This is a genomic window from Methylobacterium sp. AMS5, assembly GCF_001542815.1.
Taxonomy (GTDB): domain Bacteria; phylum Pseudomonadota; class Alphaproteobacteria; order Rhizobiales; family Beijerinckiaceae; genus Methylobacterium.
On record NZ_CP006992.1, the window covers coordinates 4,440,402 to 4,462,015 of the forward strand.

General features: G+C 70.6%; 20 protein-coding genes. 6 read left to right on the forward strand and 14 right to left on the reverse strand.

The annotated features are described in order from the left end of the window. Window positions 1–396: 396 nt before the first annotated feature. The 3 genes from Y590_RS19900 (at window position 397) to Y590_RS19905 (ending at window position 3,839) form a co-directional block, all read left to right on the forward strand. Complete coding sequence (locus Y590_RS19900; protein WP_060771365.1) at window positions 397–1,836, forward strand: calcium-binding protein; 1,440 nt, start codon at window positions 397–399, stop codon at window positions 1,834–1,836. Window positions 1,837–1,889: 53 nt separating this feature from the next. Then, window positions 1,890–2,030: a hypothetical protein gene (locus Y590_RS26600; RefSeq protein ID WP_286161785.1), complete on the forward strand. Its 141-nt coding sequence runs from the start codon at window positions 1,890–1,892 to the stop codon at window positions 2,028–2,030. A 378-nt stretch (window positions 2,031–2,408) separates the two neighbouring features. Beyond that, window positions 2,409–3,839, forward strand: a complete 1,431-nt coding sequence (locus Y590_RS19905; RefSeq protein ID WP_060771366.1) for a calcium-binding protein — start codon at window positions 2,409–2,411, stop codon at window positions 3,837–3,839. A gap of 135 nt (window positions 3,840–3,974) precedes the next feature. Here the strand turns inward: Y590_RS19905 and Y590_RS19910 are convergent, their stop codons facing one another. The 6 genes from Y590_RS19910 to Y590_RS19935 form a co-directional block, all read right to left on the reverse strand. Continuing rightward, a complete protein-coding gene (locus Y590_RS19910; RefSeq protein ID WP_060771367.1) occupies window positions 3,975–4,235 on the reverse strand; it encodes a hypothetical protein in 261 nt (86 codons plus the stop codon). Next, a complete protein-coding gene (locus Y590_RS19915; RefSeq protein WP_060771368.1) occupies window positions 4,235–6,439 on the reverse strand; it encodes a GumC family protein in 2,205 nt (734 codons plus the stop codon). Before Y590_RS19915 ends, Y590_RS19910 begins: the two co-directional genes overlap by 1 nt. Window positions 6,440–6,509: 70 nt before the next feature. Further along, window positions 6,510–8,033, reverse strand: a complete 1,524-nt coding sequence (locus tag Y590_RS19920) for an exopolysaccharide biosynthesis polyprenyl glycosylphosphotransferase (RefSeq protein ID WP_060771369.1) — start codon at window positions 8,031–8,033, stop codon at window positions 6,510–6,512. A 72-nt stretch (window positions 8,034–8,105) separates the two neighbouring features. After that, complete coding sequence (locus Y590_RS19925) at window positions 8,106–9,104, reverse strand: NAD-dependent epimerase/dehydratase family protein (RefSeq protein WP_060771370.1); 999 nt, start codon at window positions 9,102–9,104, stop codon at window positions 8,106–8,108. 459 nt (window positions 9,105–9,563) lie between these two features. After that, window positions 9,564–10,343, reverse strand: a complete 780-nt coding sequence (locus tag Y590_RS19930; protein ID WP_060771371.1) for a WecB/TagA/CpsF family glycosyltransferase — start codon at window positions 10,341–10,343, stop codon at window positions 9,564–9,566. Continuing rightward, complete coding sequence (locus Y590_RS19935; RefSeq protein ID WP_060771372.1) at window positions 10,340–11,356, reverse strand: UDP-glucuronic acid decarboxylase family protein; 1,017 nt, start codon at window positions 11,354–11,356, stop codon at window positions 10,340–10,342. Before Y590_RS19935 ends, Y590_RS19930 begins: the two co-directional genes overlap by 4 nt. 455 nt (window positions 11,357–11,811) lie before the next feature. On the opposite strand from Y590_RS19935, the gene Y590_RS19940 reads away from it, so the two are divergent. Genes Y590_RS19940 through Y590_RS19950 form a run of 3 tightly spaced genes read left to right on the forward strand, consistent with a single transcriptional unit; the run spans window position 11,812 to window position 15,046 of the window. Next, entirely contained in the window at window positions 11,812–13,179 is a 1,368-nt protein-coding gene (locus tag Y590_RS19940; protein WP_060771373.1) for a polysaccharide biosynthesis/export family protein, read from the forward strand. A gap of 52 nt (window positions 13,180–13,231) precedes the next feature. Further along, on the forward strand, window positions 13,232–14,641 hold the full coding sequence (locus Y590_RS19945; RefSeq protein WP_060771374.1) for a mannose-1-phosphate guanylyltransferase/mannose-6-phosphate isomerase: 1,410 nt from the start codon (window positions 13,232–13,234) through the stop codon (window positions 14,639–14,641). A gap of 9 nt (window positions 14,642–14,650) precedes the next feature. Continuing rightward, entirely contained in the window at window positions 14,651–15,046 is a 396-nt protein-coding gene (locus Y590_RS19950; RefSeq protein WP_060771375.1) for a hypothetical protein, read from the forward strand. A 177-nt stretch (window positions 15,047–15,223) separates the two neighbouring features. Here Y590_RS19950 and Y590_RS19955 read toward each other — a convergent pair whose 3' ends face one another. From Y590_RS19955 to Y590_RS19990, 8 genes are read right to left on the reverse strand one after another with little or no spacing between them, the layout of a single operon-like run. Further along, window positions 15,224–15,901 (reverse strand): response regulator transcription factor, encoded by a 678-nt coding sequence (locus tag Y590_RS19955; protein WP_060771376.1) that lies wholly within the window; start codon window positions 15,899–15,901, stop codon window positions 15,224–15,226. After that, window positions 15,898–16,488, reverse strand: a complete 591-nt coding sequence (locus Y590_RS19960) for a hypothetical protein (protein ID WP_060771377.1) — start codon at window positions 16,486–16,488, stop codon at window positions 15,898–15,900. Before Y590_RS19960 ends, Y590_RS19955 begins: the two co-directional genes overlap by 4 nt. Further along, window positions 16,485–17,429, reverse strand: coding sequence for a YncE family protein (locus Y590_RS19965; protein ID WP_060771378.1), 945 nt, complete (start codon window positions 17,427–17,429; stop codon window positions 16,485–16,487). Before Y590_RS19965 ends, Y590_RS19960 begins: the two co-directional genes overlap by 4 nt. 24 nt (window positions 17,430–17,453) lie before the next feature. After that, the gene (locus Y590_RS19970; RefSeq protein WP_060771379.1) at window positions 17,454–17,984 is read right to left on the reverse strand and encodes an SRPBCC family protein; all 531 of its coding nucleotides are present in this window, start codon (window positions 17,982–17,984) and stop codon (window positions 17,454–17,456) included. Continuing rightward, window positions 17,984–18,979, reverse strand: a complete 996-nt coding sequence (locus Y590_RS19975) for a vWA domain-containing protein (protein WP_060771380.1) — start codon at window positions 18,977–18,979, stop codon at window positions 17,984–17,986. The genes Y590_RS19970 and Y590_RS19975 overlap by 1 nt, the downstream gene beginning before the upstream one ends. A gap of 11 nt (window positions 18,980–18,990) precedes the next feature. Beyond that, window positions 18,991–19,617, reverse strand: a complete 627-nt coding sequence (locus Y590_RS19980) for a hypothetical protein (RefSeq protein WP_060771381.1) — start codon at window positions 19,615–19,617, stop codon at window positions 18,991–18,993. After that, a complete protein-coding gene (locus Y590_RS19985) occupies window positions 19,617–20,684 on the reverse strand; it encodes a vWA domain-containing protein (RefSeq protein WP_060771382.1) in 1,068 nt (355 codons plus the stop codon). The genes Y590_RS19980 and Y590_RS19985 overlap by 1 nt, the downstream gene beginning before the upstream one ends. A 4-nt stretch (window positions 20,685–20,688) precedes the next feature. Beyond that, window positions 20,689–21,612 (reverse strand): hypothetical protein, encoded by a 924-nt coding sequence (locus tag Y590_RS19990; RefSeq protein ID WP_060771383.1) that lies wholly within the window; start codon window positions 21,610–21,612, stop codon window positions 20,689–20,691. Window positions 21,613–21,614 lie beyond the last annotated feature (2 nt).

Consider the following 21,614-nt stretch of genomic DNA (forward strand, 5'->3'; position numbering starts at 1 on the left):
CGATGGGGCGCGTGATAACGGTTCCGGCTGATCACCTCGGTGATGGGTGCGTGTCCCCTCGCCCCGCGTGCGGGGAGAGGGAGCGCCGGCTCGCCGAACCCATCAACCGAAGACCGTAAGAAGGCATGATTCGGGGAGAAGGACCTTCGCTAGCCGGCCTGGCGATACCCAGGCCAGCCGATCAAGCGTGGCCGTTCGGCAACAAACCGTTGTCTGTCAGAAAATTTCTGACAAAGACCCGCGAGAAAACAGCATTAAGCTGAACCGTTTTCGTCGGCCCATACCTCGTGGGGAGTAGTCCTCACGGGGTACGTTGCAGATTTACGCAATCGATCTGCTCGCTAACATTCATTAATTCCCCGCTCCGTTGCGATCATCGCATCTCAAGGAGCGATCATGCCTGCGGGCCAAACCTACAGCACCACCCCCATCCGCACGACGTACGACGGACAGGTTATCGAAAATCTGGATCTCTGGGTCTCCGACGGCGACGCCATCCGCGTCGATCACAACAACGTCGTCATCCGCAACGTCACCATTCACCACGCCGACGGCAACGGCATCGTCGTCGAGGACGTCAGCGGCGTCACCGTCCAGAACAGCCTCATCGTCAATTCCGATCCGCCCACGGGCAACGGGGGCGAGACCGATGCCGAGACCACCGGCATCCGGGTCGTCAACGCGTCCGGCTTCACCGCGTCGCACGTGACCCTGCAGGACAGCGGAACCGGCATCTATCTCGGCCAATCCCCGAACGCGAAGCTCTCCTACATCGAGGGCCACAACTTCCACGGGCCGTTCCCCGGCGGTCAGCTCGTTCAGTTCTACCAGTCGCCGAACGGCAGCCTCTCGGATTTCGCCGTCACCAACGATGCGAGCCACTCGCATGTCGAGGACAACGTCTCGATCATCGACAGCCGGAACGTCTCGATTACCAACGGCGTGATCGACGGCAACAACTCGCCGAGCGGTGCCGGCGTGATGTTCGAGGGTAATTCGCAGGGTGGCCACGTCCAGAACGTCGACGTGATCCACATGAGCAATGGCGGCTTCTCGTCCTACTCGGACGACGTGTCCTTCGTCGACACCCGCTCCTTCGACAACGATGCCGGCGACCAGGGCCGCGGCGTGTCGCTGTCGAACGGGCTGATCTGGAACACGAGCGGCCACAACGTCACGATCGAGGACTCGACCTACACGGATCCGGGGGTTCCCAACAACATCGTCTGGGGAACCTCCTCGGCCGGCGCGGACGTGTCGGCCGCGCCCTCGGCCACGCCGATGACGCCGATCCACAACGTGTTCGACGGGACGGCGACCGGCAGTGCGCCGGTTGCGACCCCGGTGCCGACTCCTGCCCCGACCCCAACTCCCGCGCCGGCCCCGACTCCGGCCCCGGCCGGCACGGGCATCGACCGGGACGGCACGGCGGCCTCCGACACGATGACCGGCTCGCGCTTCGCCGACGACCTCGACGGGCGGGGCGGCAACGACACGCTCAACGGGCTGGCCGGCGACGACCGCCTCCACGGCGGGGCCGGCAACGACCGCCTCGACGGCGGCAGCGGCACCGACCACCTCTGGGGCGGCGCCGGCGCGGATCACTTCGTGTTCAAGGCCGGCAACGGCACCGACTGGATCGAGGACTTCCAACTGCGCGGCACCGCGCAGGACGTCGTCGAAGTGAGCAAGGCGATGTTCGGTTCGTTCAACGCCTTGCTCTCCGCAGCCCATGATGTCGGCTCCGATGTCGCCATCACCTCGGGCGCCGACACGCTGTGGCTCGCCGACGTTCACAAGGCGCAGCTCTCGGCCGGCGACTTCCTGTTCGTCTGAGCATTTCTCGCGAAGCGTCCGGTGCCGCCGTCGCGTCCGAAGGGAGCAAGGCGATGTTCGGTTCGTTCAACGCCTTGCTCTCCGCAGCCCATGATGTCGGCTCCGATGTCGCCATCACCTCGGGCGCCGACACGCTGTGGCTCGCCGACGTTCACAAGGCGCAGCTCTCGGCCGGCGACTTCCTGTTCGTCTGAGCATTTCTCGCGAAGCGTCCGGTGCAGCCGTCGCGTCCGAAGGGAGGCGGACCGGTCACCGGATGCTGCGCGGGGCGGGCTTGACATGCCTCGGCCGGCCGCAGCCGCGGGATCCTCCGCGGCCGCGACCGGCGGCAACGCGCCACCGAATCCCTCAGCGCCCGATCAAGCGTGGCCATACGGCCACATCGGTTGTGCGCCGCGAAAAATATCGGGCTGCGGTGCCGGGACTAAAATCTTTACAGTTAATGATTTCCCGCGCCGGATAGGCCGCATGGCCTAGCGCAGATTGATTACGTTGCAGATTTGCTAGGTCGATCCACTGATTCTATTCATATAGTTATTGATTTTGTTGTAATATTAACAAATGGAGCAAATATGCCCATGGGTTTGACCACCAGCACCACGCCCATCCGTACGACGCATGACGGACAGGTCATCGAAAATCTGGATCTCTGGGTCTCCGACGGCGACGCCATCCGCGTCGAGCACGACGATGTCGTCATCCGCAACGTCACCATTCACCACGCCGACGGCAACGGCATCGTCGTCGAGGATTCCAGCGGCGTCACCGTCCAGAACAGCCTGATCGTCAATTCCGATCCGCCCGACGGCAACCAGGGCCTGGCCGGCGAGGCCACGGGCATCCGGGTCGTCAATTCGCCCGACTTCACCGCCTCGCACGTGACCCTGCAGGACAGCGGAACCGGCATCTATCTCGGCCAGTCGCCCGGCGCGGCGCTCTCCTACATCGAGGGTCACGACTTCCACGGGCTCTATCCGTCGGGCCAGTTCGTCCAGTTCTACCAATCGCCGGATGGCAGCCTCACGAATTTTGCCGTCAGCAACGATCCGAACGGGTCGCATGTCGAGGACAACGTCTCGATCATCGACAGCCCCAATGTCTCGATCGCCAACGGCGTGATCGACGGCAACAACTCGCCGAGCGGCGTCGGGGTGATGTTCGAGGGCGAGTCCCAAGGCGGCCACGTCCAGAACGTCGACGTGATCCACATGGGCAATGGCGGCTTCTCGTCCTACTCGGACGACGTGACCTTCATCGACACCCGCTCCTTCGACAACATCGCCGACGACCAGGGCCGGGGTGATCCCCTGTCCAACGCCGTCATCTGGAACGCGACCGGCGACGACGTTTCGATCATCGACTCGACTTACACGGACCCGGCGGTGGCCAACAACATCGCCTGGGGCCCGTCCTCGGCCGGCGCGGACGTGTCGGCGGCCCCCTCGGCCACGCCGATGACCCCGATCCACAACGTGTTCGACTGGGTGGCGGGTACGGTCGGAACCGTCGTGGGCATCGTCACGGGCAACAGCCCGGCATCGCCGCCCCCGGTCGCCGCCTCACCCTCCGGCGCGGGCCTCAACCGCGACGGCACCGCCGGGGCCGAGACGATGAACGGATCGAACGCCGCCGACGACCTCGACGGGATGGGCGGCAACGACACGCTCAACGGGCTGGCCGGCGACGATGCGCTCTACGGCGGGGCCGGCAACGACCGGCTCGACGGCGGCAGCGGCACCGATCATCTCTGGGGCGGGGCCGGAGCCGACCGGTTCGCGTTCAAGGCCGGCAACGGCACCGATTGGGTCGAGGATTTCGAGACCGGCGGCTCCGCGCCAGACGTGATCGAGATCAGCCGGTCGATGTTCGGCTCGCTCAACGCCGTCCTGGCCGCGGCGCAGGATGTCGGCACCGATGTCGCGATCCGTTCAGGATCGGACACGCTCTGGCTCGCCGACACGCAGAAGGCCGAGTTGAGCGCAGGCCATATCCTGTTCGTCTGACCGCGATGTCCGCGCGATGAGGCGGAAAACCCATCCCTCCGCCTCCTCCTGAGGTGGCCGCGCCAGCGGCCCTCGAAGGATCTTCCAGGGATCGCACGGGATCGGGAGGATCCTTCGAGGCAGCTTCGCAGCACCTCAGGACGGGGGCGTGGGTGGGAAAGCATCGGCGCCCCGGCCGTGCCCGTGGCAGCGATGGGGGGCCAGGACCCGCTCGATCCCGGCCCGGAACGCGGCCAGCGTACCGAGCGGCCGGGCGCAGCCGCCGCAGGCGATGGCCGCCTCGGCGGTCGGGTCCGCCGGCCAGGTGACGGCGGGGGAGCCGCAGGCCGCGCAGGCGAAGCTCCATTCGCTCACGAGGATCGCCGCCCCCAGACCTGCTGCGGACTGCGCGCCCATCACGCGCTGTTCCGGTAGTAGTGCGAGAAGTCGCGGTAGAGCGTGCCGCGATCCGCGGCGCGGCCCTGGTGGCGCTTCAGATCGACCTTGTTCAGGACGAGCCCGGCGACCGTCAGCCCGAGCCGGTGCATATAGGCGAGGCTCGCGGTGACGGCGGCCTTCTGCGTGCCGTGCCACGCCACGACGTGGACCACGGCATCGGCGTGCTGGCGCAGGAGCGCGACATCGCCCAGCAGCAGCACCGGGGGCACCTCCACGAGGATGACGTCGTAGCGCTCGCGCGCCTCCCGCACGAGCATCCCGAAGGTCGGCTCGGCGTAGATGTCGTGACCGTCCTTGAGGCCGGAGACGCGGCGGATGGTCGAGATGCGGCCCTCCGTCTCCTCGTCGTCGGCGTGCGTCTCGTGCCCGAGATTGCCGTGGCGGCCGTCCTCGATCGCCGCGCGGCGGGGCGAGCCGTCGAGGATCAGCACCCGGCGCCCCATCGCGGCGAGCGAGCGTGCCACCGAGCGGGCAACGACGGACTTGCCCTCTCCGGGCATCGCCGAGGTGACGAGGACGACCTTGAGTGGCTCGCGCACCGCGACGAGTTCGGCCACCGCCGCCCGCACGGCCTCGCGGAAGACGAGATCCTGTTCCAGGCGCTCGCCCGATTGCGCACCCGCCGGCCGGTTCGGCAGCAGCGCGAGGCAGGGCAGGCCGGTCTCGGCCTCCATCTCGCCCTGGCTGCGGTAACCCCGGTCGCGGCGGTCGAGCCCGAGCGCCAGCACCGAGCCGGCGCCGGCCCCGGCGAACAGGCCGAGGCCGAGCACGAGGCCGAGGCCGGGCCCGGTGGGCAGGGTCGGCACCTTGGCCGGCGCCAGCATCTGCGCCATCACCGGCTTGAGTTCGCTCAGCGCGTTGGCGGTCTGGTAGCCCTCGTCGAGGACGCGCAGGCGGTCGCGGGCGGCCGTCGCGTCGGCTTGGAGTGCGCGGAGCTTCGATTCGAGCGCCTTGCTCTCGATGAGCGAGCGGCGCACGGTCGAGACCCGCGCCTCGGCCGAGGCTTCGAGCCCGCGGGCGGCGCCGAGATCGACCTCGACCAGCTTCAGCACCTCGGCCATGCGGAGCTGAAGCCGCTGCTGGAGCGCGGCGATCGAGGCCTTGAGGCGCAGCACGCTGGGATGGTTGTCGCCGGAGACGGCGGTGAGTTGCTCCAGTTCCTGGCGCAGCTTGCTGTCATCGGCCAGCATCTGCTGGATCACCGGCGAGATCGTCGTGTCGGAGGCGTTCGGCACGCCGCCGAAGCGCATCACGTCCCCGGCGCGCTGCAGCCGCGCCTCCTCCGCCAGCCGCTTGGCCGAGGCGCTGGAGAGTTCGGTGAGGGCGTCGCGCAACTGCTGCTCGCGCAGGTCCACGCCCTCGCGCACCGATTCGACGAAGCCCGTGCGCTTGCGGAAGGCGTCGATCTCGCTGTCCAGCCGGGCCAGTTCGCCGCGCGAGACCTGGATCTGCTCGGCGTACCAGCGGCTCGCCCGCTCGGTGGCGAGGGAGGCTGCCTGCATCTTGCGGGCGAGATACTCGGTGGCGAAGGTGTTGGCGGTCTCCGCCGCCCGCTTCGGGTCGCGGTCACGGTAGCCGATGGTGATCAGGTAGGCCTTGGCGTCGTTGCCGACGGTGAGCCCGCGCAGGAGCCGCTGGGCCTGGGCGTCGCGCTCGGTCTCCTGCTGCGCGGTTTCTTCCGGACGGGTGCCGGGGAGGGCGGGCAGCGCGGCCTGAACCCGATTCTCGAGAGCTTGCCTCAGGGAGCCGACCCATCCCGCCGATGCCTCCTTGGCCGCCTGCCCCGCCTGGGCCGCCTGCTTGGCTTGCCCGGCTTCCTCGAGCCGGCCCGCCACGGATTGCGCGATGGCAAACGAGCGGATGATGCGCGCCTCGCTCTCCACCACCGAGGCCGGTTCGAGGGCGATCTGCGGGCCGGACTTGCCCGTCCCGCGCACATCTTGGGTCTGGCCGAAATCGAACTGGAGCAGCACCTCGGCGGTGTAGCTCGGCGGCAGGGCGAGCGAGGCCGCCCCCGCCGCCAGCGCCGACAGCCCGGCGATCGAGGCGATCATGATCCGGCGCCGCCAGAGCACCGCGAGGGCGTGCCCGGTGACCGCCTCGTAATGGGAGGTCAGCGATCGCCCGCCGCCGGGCGGGTCGGCTTCGTGGAACGGATCCATGGGTCACGCCTGCGTCGGGATCGAAAAGGGGGAGCGCGTCGAGGGGAGGAGGGGCCGCCGGGGCCCCTCCTCAGCGGGCGCCCTTGGCGGTGAGCACCGCCGGCACCGTCTCGAGGAGGATGTACAGGTCGGTCCAGATCGACCAATTGCGGATGTAGAAGCTGTCCTGCTGCTCCTGCACCGTGAGGTCGCCGTCGCTGCGGGCCGAGATCTGCCACAGTCCGGTCAGGCCCGGCGGCACGCTCGCCCGCAGCGCCTGGAAGGCCGGGCCGAACCGCTCGGTGTGGTAGGCGGGGAAGGGGCGGGGCCCGACCACGCTCATGTCGCCGCGCAACACGTTGAGGAGCTGGGGCAGCTCGTCGAGGCTGGTGCGGCGGATGAAGCCGCCGATGCCGGGCAGGACGCGCGGATCGTTGCGCAGCTTGCAGAACCGGTCCCATTCGCGCCGGGCGGCCTCGTCGGCAGCCAGATGCTCGGCGAGCCGCGCCTCCGCGTCGCGGAACATGCTGCGCAGCTTGTACACGCGGATGGTACGGCCATCCCGCCCGACGCGGGGCTGGACGTAGAAGGCCGGGCCCGGATCGGCGATCTTCACGCCAAGCGCCAGCACACCGATCAGGGGTCCGAAGACGAGAAGGGCCGGCACCGCCACGGCAAGATCGAGCGCCCGCTTGAGGCGCAGGTTGTGCGGCAGGAAGATCGCCCGGCGCACCACGAGCCCGACCACGGGACCGAGGCAGCGGGTCTGCAGGCGCACGGTCTCCACCTCCGGCGCATGGTGCGCCACGAGCACCTGCCGGAACGGGTGCCGGGTGAGCCAGGCGAAGCGGGCGGGCTCGCGTTCGCCGGGGGTGCAGATGGCGACCTCGGCCGCCTCCAGCAGGCTCGCCATGCGCTCGGCCGAACGCTCGGCGTCCTCCGAGGGCCCCGGCGGCACGACGGTGCGGAAGGGCTCGACGGTTTGATCGGCCGTGCGGACGATGCCGATCGGTCGCAGTCCGAGTTCCGGCCGGGCGGCGAGGCTGCGGGCCAGCTCGGCGGCGCCCTCGCCGTAGACGATGGTCGCCGCCCCCCAAACGCCCCGCCGGACGAGACGCGCACGCACGAACCCCTCCGCGTAGTGCCCGAGCGGGATGGCGAGGAGGGCGGCGATCCCGGTGGCGGCCCAGGACCATGGCCAGGACCAGGGCCCGCCGCCGACCAGGACGGCAGCGGCGAACGCGAGGGCGGCGGCCAGACCGCGGCGGCGCAGCCGCTCGATCGGCTCCGCCTCGATCGGTTCGTAGAGGCCGCACAGGGCCAGGGCGCCGATCTGCAGGGCGCACCAGCCGGTCAGCATGGCCGGCGCGAGGCCGGCGGCCGCTCCGGCCGCCGCCATGACGAGCAGGCTTCCCCCGCAGGCGGCCAGCACGGCGACGGCGTCGCCGCCGAGCAGGGCCCCGGTGACGATCCGGCGCCGCGCCTCGGCGATCGTCTCGGCGCGCCCGGACCGGGCGGGTCCGAGACGCTCCTTGAGACGCTCTCGAAGGCGCCCCGGCCAGCCGGCTCCGCCGGCCGGCAGGAGACCGGTATTTGCGACATCGACGTCCGGCATGGGCTCGCTCGCACTGCGTAACGGGCGGGAGGGGCGGGCAGCGGGCAGACAGGGGGCGCGGGATCGGCGCGCTTACTCGGCGGCCTGCCGCGGGGCGGCGTCCGCTTGTGCCTGGGCCTCTCGAATTTGCTCGTCGATCCAGCGGTAGGTCGGCTGCAGGCCTTCGCGCAGGTGGATGAGGGGCTCCCAGCCCAGAACCTCGCGCAGGCGGGTGTTGTCGCTGTTGCGCCCGCGCACGCCCTGCGGCTTGCTCAGGTCGAACGCCTTGTGGATCGTCTTGCCGGAGACTTCGGCCACGAGATCGACGAGGCCGCTGATGCTGACGAGTTCGTCCGTGCCGAGGTTGAGCGGCCCGTGATGGTCCGACTGCATGATGCGGTAGATGCCCTCGACGCAGTCGTCGACGTACATGAACGAGCGGGTCTGCTGGCCGTCGCCCCAGATGTCGATCGTGCCGCCGTCGGGCGTGCGCGCGATCTTGCGGCAGATCGCGGCGGGCGCCTTCTCCTTGCCGCCGTCATAGGTGCCGAGCGGCCCGTAGACGTTGTGGAAGCGGACGGAGCGGGTCGGGAAGCCGTAATCCTCGGTGAAGTACTGGCAGAGCTTCTCCGTGTAGAGCTTCTCCAGGCCGTAGCCTTCCTCGGGCGCGGCCGGGAAGGCATCCTCCTCCTTCAGCGGGATCACGCTCGGCACGTCCTGCAGATGCTGCGGGTAGACGCAGGCCGAGGAGGAGAACAGGAACCGCTCGACCCGCGCGTCGAAGGCGGCCTTCAGCATCTGCGCGCTGATCATCGTGTTGTTGAAGGTGATCGAGGCGTGCGCGCCGGAGATGTAGCCGATCCCGCCCATGTCGGCGGCGAGATTGTAGACTTCGTCGACGCCCTTCACCGCCTCGCGGCACTCTTCGATCGAGCGCAGATCGGCGAGCATGAACTCGTCGGCGTCGCTTTGCCCGAAATCGGGGTATTTAATATCGACGCCACGGACATGATAGCCAAGGCGACGCAGGTACGTCACCAGATGTCCACCAATGAAACCGCCGGCCCCGGTAACAACTGCGCTCTTCGACATGGGTGTCACGCCTTTTTCTGCTTTGGCGCTTCCATTCTTATTTCAGGGGCCGTCTGAGCATATCTTCTCGATGGGCGATCATACTTTCGCGCTGCGGTAATCCTTTGGGGCGCTGCGCAACGACGTGGAGATCGGCCGGGAAAAACTGCGCGCGCCGGGGCGCAGGCCGGGTGCCTCGCAAGAACCCCGGCCCCCGAACGCTCCGGCCGGGGCAACGATGCTCACAGGCAGTCGCTCGAACGGGCATGCCCGCGGACACGGGCCCGATCATGCCGGATCGGGCCCGTGTCCGCGGATCATGGCGCGACGCCCCCCCCGCGCCGGGCGGGCAGCGTCCGCTTCGTCGGATACGCGTTCTCGATCATCGTCCTGGATACCGGATCCAGGACGATGATCGAGGCTCTTGTTCTCGCATCATCTTTTTTCCGAAAGCCGGAGGCCACCTTTCGGGACGATGCTTTAGAACGACCGCCGCGGCCGCGACGGGGCGCTCAGGAGCTGGAACCCGGCGCGCAGGATGAACTCGGGCACGATCCGACCGTAGCGGCGCGCCAGCCGGCGCGGCTCGGTGCCGAGGCGGAAGGCCCATTCGAGCCCGCGCCGCTGCATCCAGGCCGGCGCCTGCCGCTTGGTGCCGGCGAGGAAGTCGAAGGCCGCACCGACGCCGACCATGACCGGCACCTCGAGCCGGTCGCGGTGGCGCGCCATCCAGTATTCCTGCTTCGGGGTGCTGAGGCCCACCCACAGGATGTCGGGCGCCGCCGCGTTGATGCGCGCGACGATCGCTTCGTCCTCCTCCGGCGTGGTCGGGCGGAAGGGGGGCGAGAAGGTGCCGGCGATGGGCAGATCGGGGAACTGCTCCGTCAGGCGTGCCGCCAGCCGCTCGGGCAGGCCGGAACCGCCGCCGAAGTAGTATTGCCGATAGCCCTTGCGGGCGGACAGGGCCGTCAGCGCGCGCATGAGGTCGGGTCCGTAGACCCGCTGCGTGCGCGGGAAGCCGAGCCGGCGCGCCATGAAGACCAGCGGCATCCCGTCCGGCGTGACGAGGCCGGCGCGCTCGTGGATCGCGCGCAAGCGCCCGTCGGTCTGGCACTCGATGACGCCGTGGGCACCGGTGATGCAGACGTAGTGGCGCTGGCGGGCGAGGATCCAGTCCTCGACCGCCATCACCGCCTCGTCCAGCGTGATCGCGCTGACCGGCACCCCCAGGATCGGAACGCGGGGGAGGGGTGCGCTCATGAGCCGGTCTTCGCGAGTTCCACCTTGGCGAGTTCGGGCAGCGCCGGCTCGAACGGCGTCACGCTCGAGCCGGCGGCCGAGAGCAGCGCCTCGAAATAGGCGATCGTCCGCGTCAGCCCCTCGTCGAGCCCGACCTTCGGGGTCCAGTGCAGCATCGCCTTCGCCCGGGTGATGTCGGGGCAGCGCTGGCGCGGGTCGTCCTGCGGCAGCGGGCGGTAGACGATCTCCGAGCGCGAGCCGGTGAGCGCGATGATCCGATGGGCGATCTCGGCGATGGTCACCTCGGTCGGGTTGCCGAGATTGACCGCGCCGTCGAGCGTGCCTTCGACGTTCATCAGGCGCATCAGCCCCTCGACGAGGTCGTCGACGAAGCAGAAGGCGCGGGTCTGGCGGCCGTCGCCGTAGAGGGTGATCGGCTCGCCCCGCAGCGCCTGCACCACGAAGTTCGAGACGACCCGGCCGTCGTCGCGGTTCATCCGCGGCCCGTAGGTGTTGAAGATGCGCGCCACGCGGATCGGCACGTGGTGCCGGCGCTGGTAATCGAAGAACAGGGTCTCGGCGCAGCGCTTGCCCTCGTCGTAGCAGGCGCGCGGGCCGCTGACGCTGACGAGGCCGCGATAATCCTCCGGCTGCGGGTGGACGTCCGGATCGCCGTAGATCTCGCTGGTGGAGGCCTGGAGGATCGGGATGCCGAGCCGCTTGGCGAGCCCGAGCATGTTGATGGCCCCGATCACGCTCGTCTTCGTGGTCTGCACCGGGTCGCGCTGATAGTGGATCGGGGAGGCGGGGCAGGCGAGATTGTAGATCTCGTCGACCTCGACGTAGAGCGGGAAATTCACGTCGTGGCGCATGACCTCGAAGCGCGGATTGCTCAGGTGCTGGGCTAGGTTCGACCGGTCGCCCGTGTAGAAATTATCGACCGCGAGCACGTCGTGTCCCTGCGCCACCAGTCGATCGCACAGGTGGCTGCCGACAAAACCGGCCCCACCCGTCACGAGGATACGCTTCTTCATCGCTCGACGTCTCCCATTGTCGGTCGATCCCAGCTTAGGAGACCTTGATCGGGTGCGGCATTGCTGTTTCGAGGAAGACGCGGCGTCCTGCGTGCGAAGGCGGTTTACCACGATCGGGAGGTGCAAGCCCCTTTCTTGCCGTGGGCCAAGCGGCGCGCGCGGAATCGGTTCCCAAGCGCGCCTTCGAGCCGCAACCGGCACCGTCGGACTAACCCGGTCGCGAACCCTGAGGTGACCGAATAGCCAGAGCCAACGGGGAGGGGCTCTGGCATTCAGACAGGGCGTCACGACAGCCCGGCCGCCTCCCGGTTCTCCCCCGGTGCTCCCTTGAGCGCGGAGGGCTCCGGGCGGCACCTCCGGGGTACCGGCCGAGCGGCAGATCTCCCGAATGGAGCAGTCTCCCGAACGGCCGCGTCGCCGGCCGGCGCCCGGCAAGCGGCCTGAGAGGCGAAGGCATGCTCGATTTCAGGACATTTCGGTTTCGGGGCGGCGAGGGGCCTCTTCGCGCAACGCTCGGCGCGATGCTCGGCTCGGGACTTGTGCTCCTCCTCGCGGGCGCCCCCCTGGCCGCCGAGGCGCAGGCTCCGGAGGCCTTGCCGGAGCCCTCGGCCGAGACCGCGCTGCTGCTGTCGAGCGGCGACAGGGTGACGATGGTCGTCTTCGGCCAGACGGACCTGACCGGCGAGTACGTGGTCGATGCGGTGGGCGACCTGAACCTGCCGATGGTCGGCCGTGTCCGGGTCGCCGGGCTGTCGCCCGAGCAGGCCGAGACCCTGGTGCGCACCCGCCTCAACGACGGTTACCTGCGTTCGGCCACCGTCAGCCTGCGGCTGTCCGAGATGAAGCCGGTCTATGTTCTGGGCGAGGTACGTTCGCCTGGCAGCTACACCTACCGCTACGGCCTCACCGTGCTCGGCGCGGTGGCGCTGGCCGGCGGCGGGCGGGTCGGCGACCGCTCCATCACCGAACTCAAGGGCGAGGTGCTGACCGCGCGCGAGCGTCTGCGCAGCCTGGAACTCGCCCGGCTCGCCCAGCGCGCCCGGCAACTTCGGCTGGAGGCCCAGCGCGACGGGCGGACGAGCTTCGTCTCGGACGAACTGATCGGCCCGGAGGCGACGGCGCTGATGCGCGGCGAGCAGGAGATCTTCTCGCTCCAGCGCGAGACGGAGCGCAGCGAGGTCGGCCTGCTGCGCCAGCAGGTCGAGCGGCTGGAGACCGAGCGGACGTCGCTGACCCAGCAGCGGTCCCTGATCGAGGAACAGGTGAAGCTCACCGAGGCCCAGGTCCGCAACTACGCACGGCTGACCGATAACGGCCACGGCCTGCAGACGATCATGGTCGACCGGCAGCGGGAGAACGCCCGGGTCCGGGCGGAACTCGCCCGGATCGACGCGGAACTCGCCCGCAACGGCACCGCCACCGGCGAACTGACCCTGCGCCAGCGCGACACCGAGAACGGGCATCGCCGCCGGGTCGTGGCCGACCTTCAGGCCACCCGCCAGCAATTGCTGGAGACCGAAGCGAGTCTGCCCATCGCCCGCGACCTGCTGGAAAGCCGCGCCCGGCGGCTCGCCGCCTCCGACGGCGGCACCGAGTCCACCGGCTGGAACGTCGAGGTGACGCGGACCCAGCGCGACCGGGCGGCGACGTTCCGGGCCAGCCTGACCTCCGTGCTGCTGCCGGGCGACGTCGTGCAGGTGTCCCCCGCCAAGGCCGGCACCGGAGAGGCGCCGGCCCCGGCCCCCACTCGTGGCGGGGCGGCCGCTCCCGGCCCCGTCTCGCAGGCGGCACCCGCCCTGCGCAGCGCGATCGAAACCCCCTGACCTTTTTTCCCAGTTCCATCTTCCAAGTCCCAGCACAAAAGGACGCCCGTCGATGCCTGCACGGATCCAGCCCGTCATCCTCTGCGGCGGCTCGGGAACGCGGCTCTGGCCCACCTCCCGCACCTCGCTGCCGAAGCAGTTCGTGCCCCTGCTCGGGCCGCACTCGACCTTCCAGCAGACCCTGCTGCGGCTCCAGGGCCCGCTCTTCGCCCGGCCGATCGTCGTCGCCAACCGCGATCACCGCTGCCTCGTCGAGAAGCAGGCCGCCGCGATCGATGCGGGCGTCACCCTCCTGCTGGAGCCGGAGCGCCGCGATTCCGGCCCGGCGATCCTGGCCGCCTGCACCCTGGTGGCGCGGGAGGATCCGGAGGCGGTGGTGCTCGTGCTGCCCTCCGACCACATCGTCACCGAGCCGCGTGCCTTCCGGCGGGCCGTGGCCTCCGCCCTGCCGGCGGCGCGGGCCGGGCGGCTCGTCACCTTCGGCATCGAGGCCGATCACGCCAGCATCGAATACGGCTGGATCCGGCCCGGCGACCGCGTCGAGGCGCGCTGCCACGCCGTGCACACCTTCGCCGAGAAGCCGGACGCGGCGCGGGCCGCCACCTACCTCTCGGAGCGCTGGCTATGGAACTCCGGCAATTTCCTGATGCGGGCGGACACCCTGTGCGCCGAATACGCCGCGTTCGATCCCGACACGGCCGCCGCCGCCGCCCGGGCGGTCGAGGCCGCCGCCGACGAGGGCGGGGCGCTCGCCCTCGACGCCGAGGGGTTTGCCGGCACCCACAAGACCTCCCTCGACTTCGCGGTGATGGAGAAGACGAGCCGCGCCGCGGTCGCGCGGATGCGCTGCGGCTGGTCGGATGTCGGCAACTGGAACGCGCTCTGGGCGATCAGCGAGCGGGACGATCTCGGCAATGTCAGCCGCGGCGCGGCCGAGCTGTTCGACACCGAGGGCTGCTTCGTCTCCTCGGAGGGGATGGTGACCTCGCTCGTCGGCGTGCGGGATCTCGTGGTGGTGGCCGAGAAGGACGCGATCCTGGTGGCCGACCGCAGCCGCTGCGGCGACGTGCGCAAGATGGTCGAGATCCTGCGCAGCAAGGGCCGGCCCCAGGCCGAGTGGCACGCCTCCTCGCACCGCCCCTGGGGCAGCTACCGGGTGCTGGAGGCTTCCGACGGTTTCCAGGTCAAGCGGATCACCGTGGCACCCGGCGGCCGGCTCTCGCTGCAGAAGCATCGCCACCGGGCCGAGCACTGGGTCGTGGTGCGGGGCTGCGCCCGGGTCACCGTGGACGACACGGTCGCCGATTACCGCGAGAGCGAGCACATCTTCATCCCGCTCGGCGCCATCCACCGCCTCGAGAATCCCGGCAACGACGATGTCGAACTGATCGAGGTGCAACTCGGCAGCTACCTCGGCGAGGACGACATCGTCCGCCTCGAGGATGCCTACCACCGCGCCTGACCGCTCGCCATGACAGCCCCCGAGGAGCGGACAACGGAGACCGGACCGGACGCCGCGGCGTCCGAGCCGGCGGAGCACGGCGCCCTGACCCGGCACTGGGACAGCCTGGACGGGGAGGCCGCCGCGCTGCTCGGCGCGGTCGAGCGGAATCTCGAGCGCAACTTGGACCGGGACAGGGACCGCGGGCCGGAGGAGGGCCGGCGTCCGACCCCGTTCGGCGGGGAGGTGCACCGGCCCCGCCTCAACGGTCCGAGCCGTGCCGCGAGCCTGCCCGACCGGCCGAAGCGCTGGATCACTGCGGTGATCGCGGCGGCGGCGCTGACGCTGCCCTTCGCCACGCCCGCGGGCGATGCCAGCCCGCGGGCCCCGTTCGGCGGGCCTGCGCCCGAGCGGGGCGCCGAGTGACGGCCATCCGACCTGCCCCCTCATTCTGAGGTGCCGACGCGCAGCGTCGGCCTTAAAGGATCTTCCAGGGATCGCGCGCTTCCCGGAGGATCCTTCGAGGCCCGCTGTCGCGGGCAGCTCAGGATGAGGGTGAGGAGGGGATATCTGTTCGCTTGCCCGCCGCCCCTTCGAAGCAACTCACAGCAGCGCGTTGCGCCGGTTGACCGCGATCTGCACCAGCCCGGCGCGCGACTCGACGCCGAGCTTCTTGCGCATGCTGGAACTGGCATTGATGATCGTGCGGTAGCTCACCGCCATGGCGCTGGCGATGGCGTCGTAGGATTTGCCCTGGCTCAGCAGCGACAGGATCTGCAATTCGCGCGCGCTCAAGGTGGCGAGCGGGGCGGGGCGGGCGCTGCGGTTCAGCATCGCCACATCGGTGGCGAGCGCGTGCGGCAGGTAGCCCTGCCCGGCATGGACGGCGTCGAGCGCCTCCAGGAAGGCGTCCGATCCGGCATCCTTGAGCGCGAAGCCGAGCGCGCCGCTTTCCAGGGCGCGGGAGACCAGCACCGGGTCGGCATGCATGCTGAACACGAGGATGCGCGCGGCCGGATCGAGCGCCCGGATGCGGCGGATCAGCGACAGGCCGGACAGGCCGTCGTCGCGAAAGCTCAGATCGGCCACGACGACGGCCGGCCGGTGCCGGTGGAACAGGCGGTAGCCCGAGACGATGTCGGCGGCCTCGTAGACTCTGGCGACGCCCGCGGCTTCCGCCAGCCGGCGCACCCCCTGCATCACGATCGGGTGGTCGTCGATGACGAGCATCGTCTCAGGCCGCGTCGGCAGGGGCCGGGTGGAGGCGCGTCCGTCGCTCAAGGCTGCCCTCCCGGCTGCTTTTCCGGTTCCCGAGGCCTCTCCGGCGCGGCGATATCCGGCCGCTCGCGGGCTTCGAGGCGGGCCAGCGCGGCGGCGTGGTCGGCGCCCTGGGAGCGGGTGTTGTAGTAGTGCTGGCACATCTCGCCGTAGAGGCTCTTGTGGCGGCCGCGCACCGACGCGATCCCGCCGAGGCCGTCGATCAGGCTGCGATAGGATTCCGTCTTGCCGATCTCGGACAGCATCTGTCCGAGCTGCACCGTGCGGTTGGCGATCATGCGCTTGTCTTCCACGAAGGCGCTGCGCGCCCTGTCGAGGGCTTCGCGCAGTTCCCTGACCGCGGCGGCGTCCGCGGGCAAGGGGTGTCCGGCCTCACGGCCCGCGAGCCAGCGCGCCGGATCCGTCCCGTCGGTGGGCGAGAGCCAGTCGGCGAGGTGATCCTCCGAGGTCGAGGCGACGACGGCCCCGTCGTCGCCCCGGTCGGGCGCCGCGTTCGATGCCGCGCCGGAGGTCTCGCCACCGCGGTCGCAGGCGGAGAGGACCAGCAGGGCGGCGAGCCCCGCCGCGAGACCGGCCGTAAGCGGTCTCATCGCAGGGCTTCCTTCGCCGGGGTGGCGATCGCGAGGCTGCGCGGGCCCTCGGCCACCGGCAATTGGGTGACCTCCTTCAGCGTGGCGAGATCGATGACGGACACGGTGTCGGAGAACCAGTTCGCCACGTAGGCCCTTCCCCCCTCGATCACGATGCCCTCCGGATAGCGGCCGACGCCGATGGTCGCCGCATTTGCGAGCGTGCCCGCATCGAGCACGGTGACCGTGCCGGCATGCTGGTTGGTGACGAAGACCCGCGCCCCGTCCGGGCTCACGCCGACGCCATAGGGCATGGCGCCGGCCGGCACGGTGGCGAGGGCTTTGAGCGTCTGCGTGTCGATCACGGTGAGGTCGTTGCTGCGTACGTTGCCGACATAGAGGCGGCGCTGGTCCGGGCCGAGCGCCAGGGCGAACGGCGCGGTGCCGACGGGAATCGTCGCGAGCCGGGTCATCCGCGCCCCGTCGAACACGCTGACGCGATGGCTTTCCCGGTCGGCGACGTAGAGCCGGCCGGCGCGGTCGAGGACGATGTGGGCCGGGTCTCGGCCGGTCTCGGCGGAAGCCTCGACGGTGCCGTCCGCGGCCGAGAGCCGGTCGATGCGGTTGCCCGACCAGTCGGCGACGAACAGGGTCCGGCCATCCGCCGAGGCGGCGAGGCCGAAGCCCTGGCCGTTGTAGGGGAGGCGGCGCAGCACCGCGCCCGTGGCGGCGTCCGCCACGGTGATCGCGTGCCCGTCCGGATGCGTGAGGAACACGGATCCGCCGCCCGTCGCGACCGTGGCGGGCGCTCCCGCCACGGTCGCGTGGCCTGCGACCATTCCCGCCTCGAGGCGCGTCACCTGAGCTCCCTGCTGGCTCGCGACGTAGATCGTCGCGGCTCGCACGGGCAGGCCGGCGAGAGCGGGGACAAGGAACAAGGCGACGAGGGCGGGGCGGATCATGTCGCGTGCCTCATTGGGACCGGCTCATTTGCCCTTGCCGCCCTCCACGGCCGCCTTCAGGCCCTTCAGCCCTTCCGAGAAATACGTGTTCATCGCCGCCTTGCCGGCCTCGTCGCTGAGGTTCTCCGGCGGTTCGTTGCCGGTGTCGCCGCGATAGAACCGGCCCATCCACTCGACCTTGGAGCCGTCGCCCTCCGGGCTCACGGTGAAGGTCGCCGAGTAGGACGAGACCGGCAGCGCTGTCAGGTTCGGCTCGCCCATCCGGTAGGAATAGGTGCGGCCGTCCGCCTTGTACTCGTCGAGGCTCTCTTCGAGTTTTCCGCCGTTCTTGAAGGTCAGCGTGCGGGTGCCGCCATCCTTCGAGCCGCTGCCCTCGGCCTTCTCGATCGCCGGGTGCCACTTTCCGATGCCCGCGAAGTCGCCCGCGACCTTCCACACCGCGTCCGGGCTCGCCTTGATCGTGATCGATTGGGAGACCTTCTGCGGGGTCGGGCCGTGGGCGAGGGCGGCGGTCGCAGCGAGTGCGAGCGGCAGAACGAGAAGGGACAGACGCATTATGACATCCTGCTGGGGGTGAAGGGTGTGAGGCGGGCGCGGAGCGCACCCGCGAGGAAGACGGCGAGCACGAGGGCCAGAGCCGCCGCGCCGAGGAGGGGGCGGAGGTCGAGCCGGCTCGGAAGGGGGCGCGGCGTGGCAGCGGCGAGAAGCGGCGCGCGCAGGTCCGGCCCGTCGAGATGGGCGTAGGCGAGGCCCGTCTGGGCGGCGAGCGCCTTCAGATGCGGCTCGCGCACGGAGGAGAGATGCTCCTCGCCGCGTGCCGCCGCGCCGCCGAAGGGGGCATTGCGCGGATTGTAGCCCTCGCGCGATTCCGCATCGGCCGGGGGCGGGCCGAAGCGGTTCTCCTGCTGCACGTCCGATTCGGCATAGAAGCCGGTCTCGCGGCCGCGGTCGTTGAATTTCGGGATCGGCGCGAGCGCGTACCCGCCCGCTCCGACGATCAGGCCGCGCACCGCCCCCGCCTTGCCCTCGAAGGGCGGGATGCCGGTGGCGGGGAGCGGCGGCGTCTCCTGCCCGTCGGTGATGAACAGGAGGTCGGTGTCGAGTTCGCCGGCCATGGTGAGGGCGCGGTGGAGGCCGGACGCGATGCGGCTGTCGCCCTCCCAGGCCATGCGCCAGTCGAGCGCGGCGATCGCCCCGTCCAGCGGCGCGAAATCGGCGCAGACCTCGATCGGCGCGAACAGCAGGAACGGGCGCCGTTCCGTGAACAGGGCGAGCGCGAGGCGCGAGCCGCAGGGCAGTTCGGGCAGCAGACCGCGCAGGGCCGCCTTGGCGGTGTCGAGCCGGCTCGCCGGGCGCCCGTCGCTTGTATAGTCGCGCACGTTCATGCTGCCGGTGATGTCGACCACCGCCAGCACCGACACGCCAGAGCGGGTCAGCGGCAGCGGGGGCACGACGATCGCCAGACCTGCGAGCAGCAAGGCTGCGGCGAGCGCCTGGAAGCGGCGATCGCGCAGGTTTCTTGCGAAGGGAAGCGCCGCCCACACACTCATGGCCCGCCGATTCATGGTCCACCCCGGGGTTGCCCGGGAATGTCGGTCCAGATCTGCTTGGGCTCGGCCTTCAGCTCGTCGCCGAACTTGCGATCGAATTCCGGAAAGTCGCGGATCAGGCGCGAGGCGACATCGAAGTTGAACTTCGCGTCCCAGAAATCGGGCCGGGCCTGAAGCGCCCGGCGGTAATCCTGGCGCGCGAGCGTCACCTGCGGGCCCGCCTTGTCGAGTTCGCTGCGCTCGATCAGCCGGAAGGCCTCGCGGATGCGGGCATTGGCGACGATGTAGCGGGCGCGCGCCGCGGCGTCGGCGGACCGCCGATGGTCGAGGGTTTCCAGCAGCGGCTCCGCCTCACCGAGACGATCGCGAAAAGCCAGGAACTTGGTGCGCGCGACGAGGAGCGCGTCGGGGGCGTCAGGCGGGACGGCGAGGTCGCGGCCCGCTTCCAGCTCGGCGATGGCCGCGTTGGTGCGCGCGTCCCGCCAGGCCGAGAGCGCGAAGGCGGCGGCAGCCCCGAGCAGCAGGATCGGCAGCAGCACGAGCAGGGTGGGGCGCAGGCTGCGCCAGCCCTGGCCCAAGCCCGCGCCGTGCCGGGTGCGCAGGGACGGGGAGGGCGCGTGGGTGAGGGCGGTGGGCATCAGGCGGCGGCCCTTTTCGGCGCAGCGGCGGGCGCGGGGCCGGGCGCAGCGGCACTCCGCTCACGGACGGGCACGCGCAAAAAGTCGGTCTCCGCCAGCTTGGCGAGGACGAGGAGGAGCAGGCCGAAGGCGGCGAGCGCATAGGCCCAGCCGGTGAGGTCGCGGCGCGGGCGCTCCTCGGTATAGGGGATCGGGTCGCGCTCCAGCGCCTCGATCTGGCGCACGGCGTTGGCCACGGCCTCGGCGCCCTCCGCCTCGAAAGCGCGGTAGGGCACGCCGAGGCTCTTGAAGAACAGGTCGAGATGGCGCTCGGGGGCCGCCTGCGGCGTATCCTCGCCCGCGGGCTTGTCATAGATCGAGGGCGAGCCCTTGGTGCGCAGGAACAGCCAGTAGAGGTTCGGCTGCACCTTGGCGAACTCGGCGCGCAGCTGCGCCTGGATGCGCGGGTCGATCACCGCCGCGCCGTCCGAGACCAGCAGCAGCGCCCGCGACACACCCGGCGCGCCCGCGCCGAACTGCGACAGCGCCATGCCGAGGCCGCGGGCGACGTTGGTGTAGTCGAGGCCCGGTCGGTCGATGGCGGCGACCGCCGCGCGCACGGCGTCGTGCCGGTCGGTCATCGGCACGACCAGCATCGGCGCCGTCGAGAAGGCGGTGACCGCGAACTGATCGTGAGCGCGCTCGCCGACGAAGTCGCGCAGGATGCGCCGGGAGGCGGCGGCCTTCGATTCCTCCGCCCCCGAGGGCTGCCGGCCGGCAAAGGTCTCGTTCATGCTGCCGGAGCGGTCGATCAGCATCGAGACCTGCGCCCCGATGCCGGTGCGGGTCACCCGCTCGCCGGCGCGGTACGGGCCGGCCAGCGCCAGGACGAGACCGCCGATCGCCAGCATGCCGGCGGCGGTCAGGGCGATCCGCAGACCCGCAGAGAGGGGATCCTCGGGTGCGGCCGCGACCGAGGCGACCGCGCTGCGCCGGGTCACGGACAGGAGCAGCGGCAGAAGCGCCAGCGGCAGAAGCCAGAGCAGCCAGGGCGTGGCCAGGCCGAGGGAGGGGAGGAGCGCCGTCACCGGGTCACGCGCTCCGCTCGACCGCGCCGAGCCGGCGCAGCAAGGCCTCGACCTCGGGCAGGGGAAGCGTCGTGCCGGCCCCGGCGGTGTCCCGGCCGAAGAAGGCCAGCCGCGAGGCCGAGAAGAACCTTTCCAGGCCGCCCGCCTGCCCCCGGAAGGCGGGATGGCGGCCGAGGAAATCGGGCAGGTCGTCGGCGAGCACCCGGCGCCCGTCGGTGGCGTCGAGGCCGCGATGCAGGGCGAGCAGCGCCTCGCGGTACAGGGCTTCGCCCTGCGATTGCTGCCTCGCTCGGCCCAGCGCCTTCAGGGCGAGCGCGAAGGGCCGGCCGCGGCGACGTCCAAAGAACCACCACGCCCGGTCGTAGGCGAGCAGCCCCAGCGCCAGAACGGCGAGCGCGAGGAAGCCGGCCGCCGAGGCGAGCGCCGGCTGCGGATCGAGGCGCGGCGCGCGCCCGTCGGGCCGCAGGTACTCGGCCGGGTCGTCGCGCCGCTCGGGTTGCACCTCGCGCAACGGCGAGACGCCGATCTTCCAGGCGGGCAGCTGTGCCACCGCCGTAGTCGAGCCGTTGGCGCCGGCACTCTCGACGGTGACGGGAAAGCCCGGCACTTCGAGGGTGCGGGCATCGAGCGCGACGTAGAAATCCTGGTAGGTCAGGCGCAGGCGGATCACGTTCGCGCCGTCCGCGCCCCGGCTCTCCTCCGTCCGTACGTCGCGCAGGTCGAGCCAGTAGGTGACCGGCCCGGGCTTCGGCAGGGAGGGCCGCTGCAGGGTGAAGCCGGGATCGGTGCGGATCTCGGCCTGGACCTGCACGAGGTCGCCCTGGAAGTAGCCGAAGGCGCGGGGCGTGCGCAGCTCGACGCCGCGCACCTGCGCGGAGGCGGGCAGAGACACCAGCGCGAGGAGGAGGGCGAGGGGCAGCGCGCGCATCG

Coding starts and splice junctions, on each gene's coding strand:
- Y590_RS19900 (WP_060771365.1), top strand. CDS start 397: ATGCCTGCGGGCCAAACCTACAGCACCACCCCCATCCGCACGACGTAC.
- Y590_RS26600 (WP_286161785.1), top strand. CDS start 1,890: ATGTTCGGTTCGTTCAACGCCTTGCTCTCCGCAGCCCATGATGTCGGC.
- Y590_RS19905 (WP_060771366.1), top strand. CDS start 2,409: ATGCCCATGGGTTTGACCACCAGCACCACGCCCATCCGTACGACGCAT.
- Y590_RS19910 (WP_060771367.1), bottom strand. CDS start 4,235: ATGGGCGCGCAGTCCGCAGCAGGTCTGGGGGCGGCGATCCTCGTGAGC.
- Y590_RS19915 (WP_060771368.1), bottom strand. CDS start 6,439: ATGGATCCGTTCCACGAAGCCGACCCGCCCGGCGGCGGGCGATCGCTG.
- Y590_RS19920 (WP_060771369.1), bottom strand. CDS start 8,033: ATGCCGGACGTCGATGTCGCAAATACCGGTCTCCTGCCGGCCGGCGGA.
- Y590_RS19925 (WP_060771370.1), bottom strand. CDS start 9,104: ATGTCGAAGAGCGCAGTTGTTACCGGGGCCGGCGGTTTCATTGGTGGA.
- Y590_RS19930 (WP_060771371.1), bottom strand. CDS start 10,343: ATGAGCGCACCCCTCCCCCGCGTTCCGATCCTGGGGGTGCCGGTCAGC.
- Y590_RS19935 (WP_060771372.1), bottom strand. CDS start 11,356: ATGAAGAAGCGTATCCTCGTGACGGGTGGGGCCGGTTTTGTCGGCAGC.
- Y590_RS19940 (WP_060771373.1), top strand. CDS start 11,812: ATGCTCGATTTCAGGACATTTCGGTTTCGGGGCGGCGAGGGGCCTCTT.
- Y590_RS19945 (WP_060771374.1), top strand. CDS start 13,232: ATGCCTGCACGGATCCAGCCCGTCATCCTCTGCGGCGGCTCGGGAACG.
- Y590_RS19950 (WP_060771375.1), top strand. CDS start 14,651: ATGACAGCCCCCGAGGAGCGGACAACGGAGACCGGACCGGACGCCGCG.
- Y590_RS19960 (WP_060771377.1), bottom strand. CDS start 16,488: ATGAGACCGCTTACGGCCGGTCTCGCGGCGGGGCTCGCCGCCCTGCTG.
- Y590_RS19965 (WP_060771378.1), bottom strand. CDS start 17,429: ATGATCCGCCCCGCCCTCGTCGCCTTGTTCCTTGTCCCCGCTCTCGCC.
- Y590_RS19970 (WP_060771379.1), bottom strand. CDS start 17,984: ATGCGTCTGTCCCTTCTCGTTCTGCCGCTCGCACTCGCTGCGACCGCC.
- Y590_RS19975 (WP_060771380.1), bottom strand. CDS start 18,979: ATGAGTGTGTGGGCGGCGCTTCCCTTCGCAAGAAACCTGCGCGATCGC.
- Y590_RS19980 (WP_060771381.1), bottom strand. CDS start 19,617: ATGCCCACCGCCCTCACCCACGCGCCCTCCCCGTCCCTGCGCACCCGG.
- Y590_RS19990 (WP_060771383.1), bottom strand. CDS start 21,612: ATGCGCGCGCTGCCCCTCGCCCTCCTCCTCGCGCTGGTGTCTCTGCCC.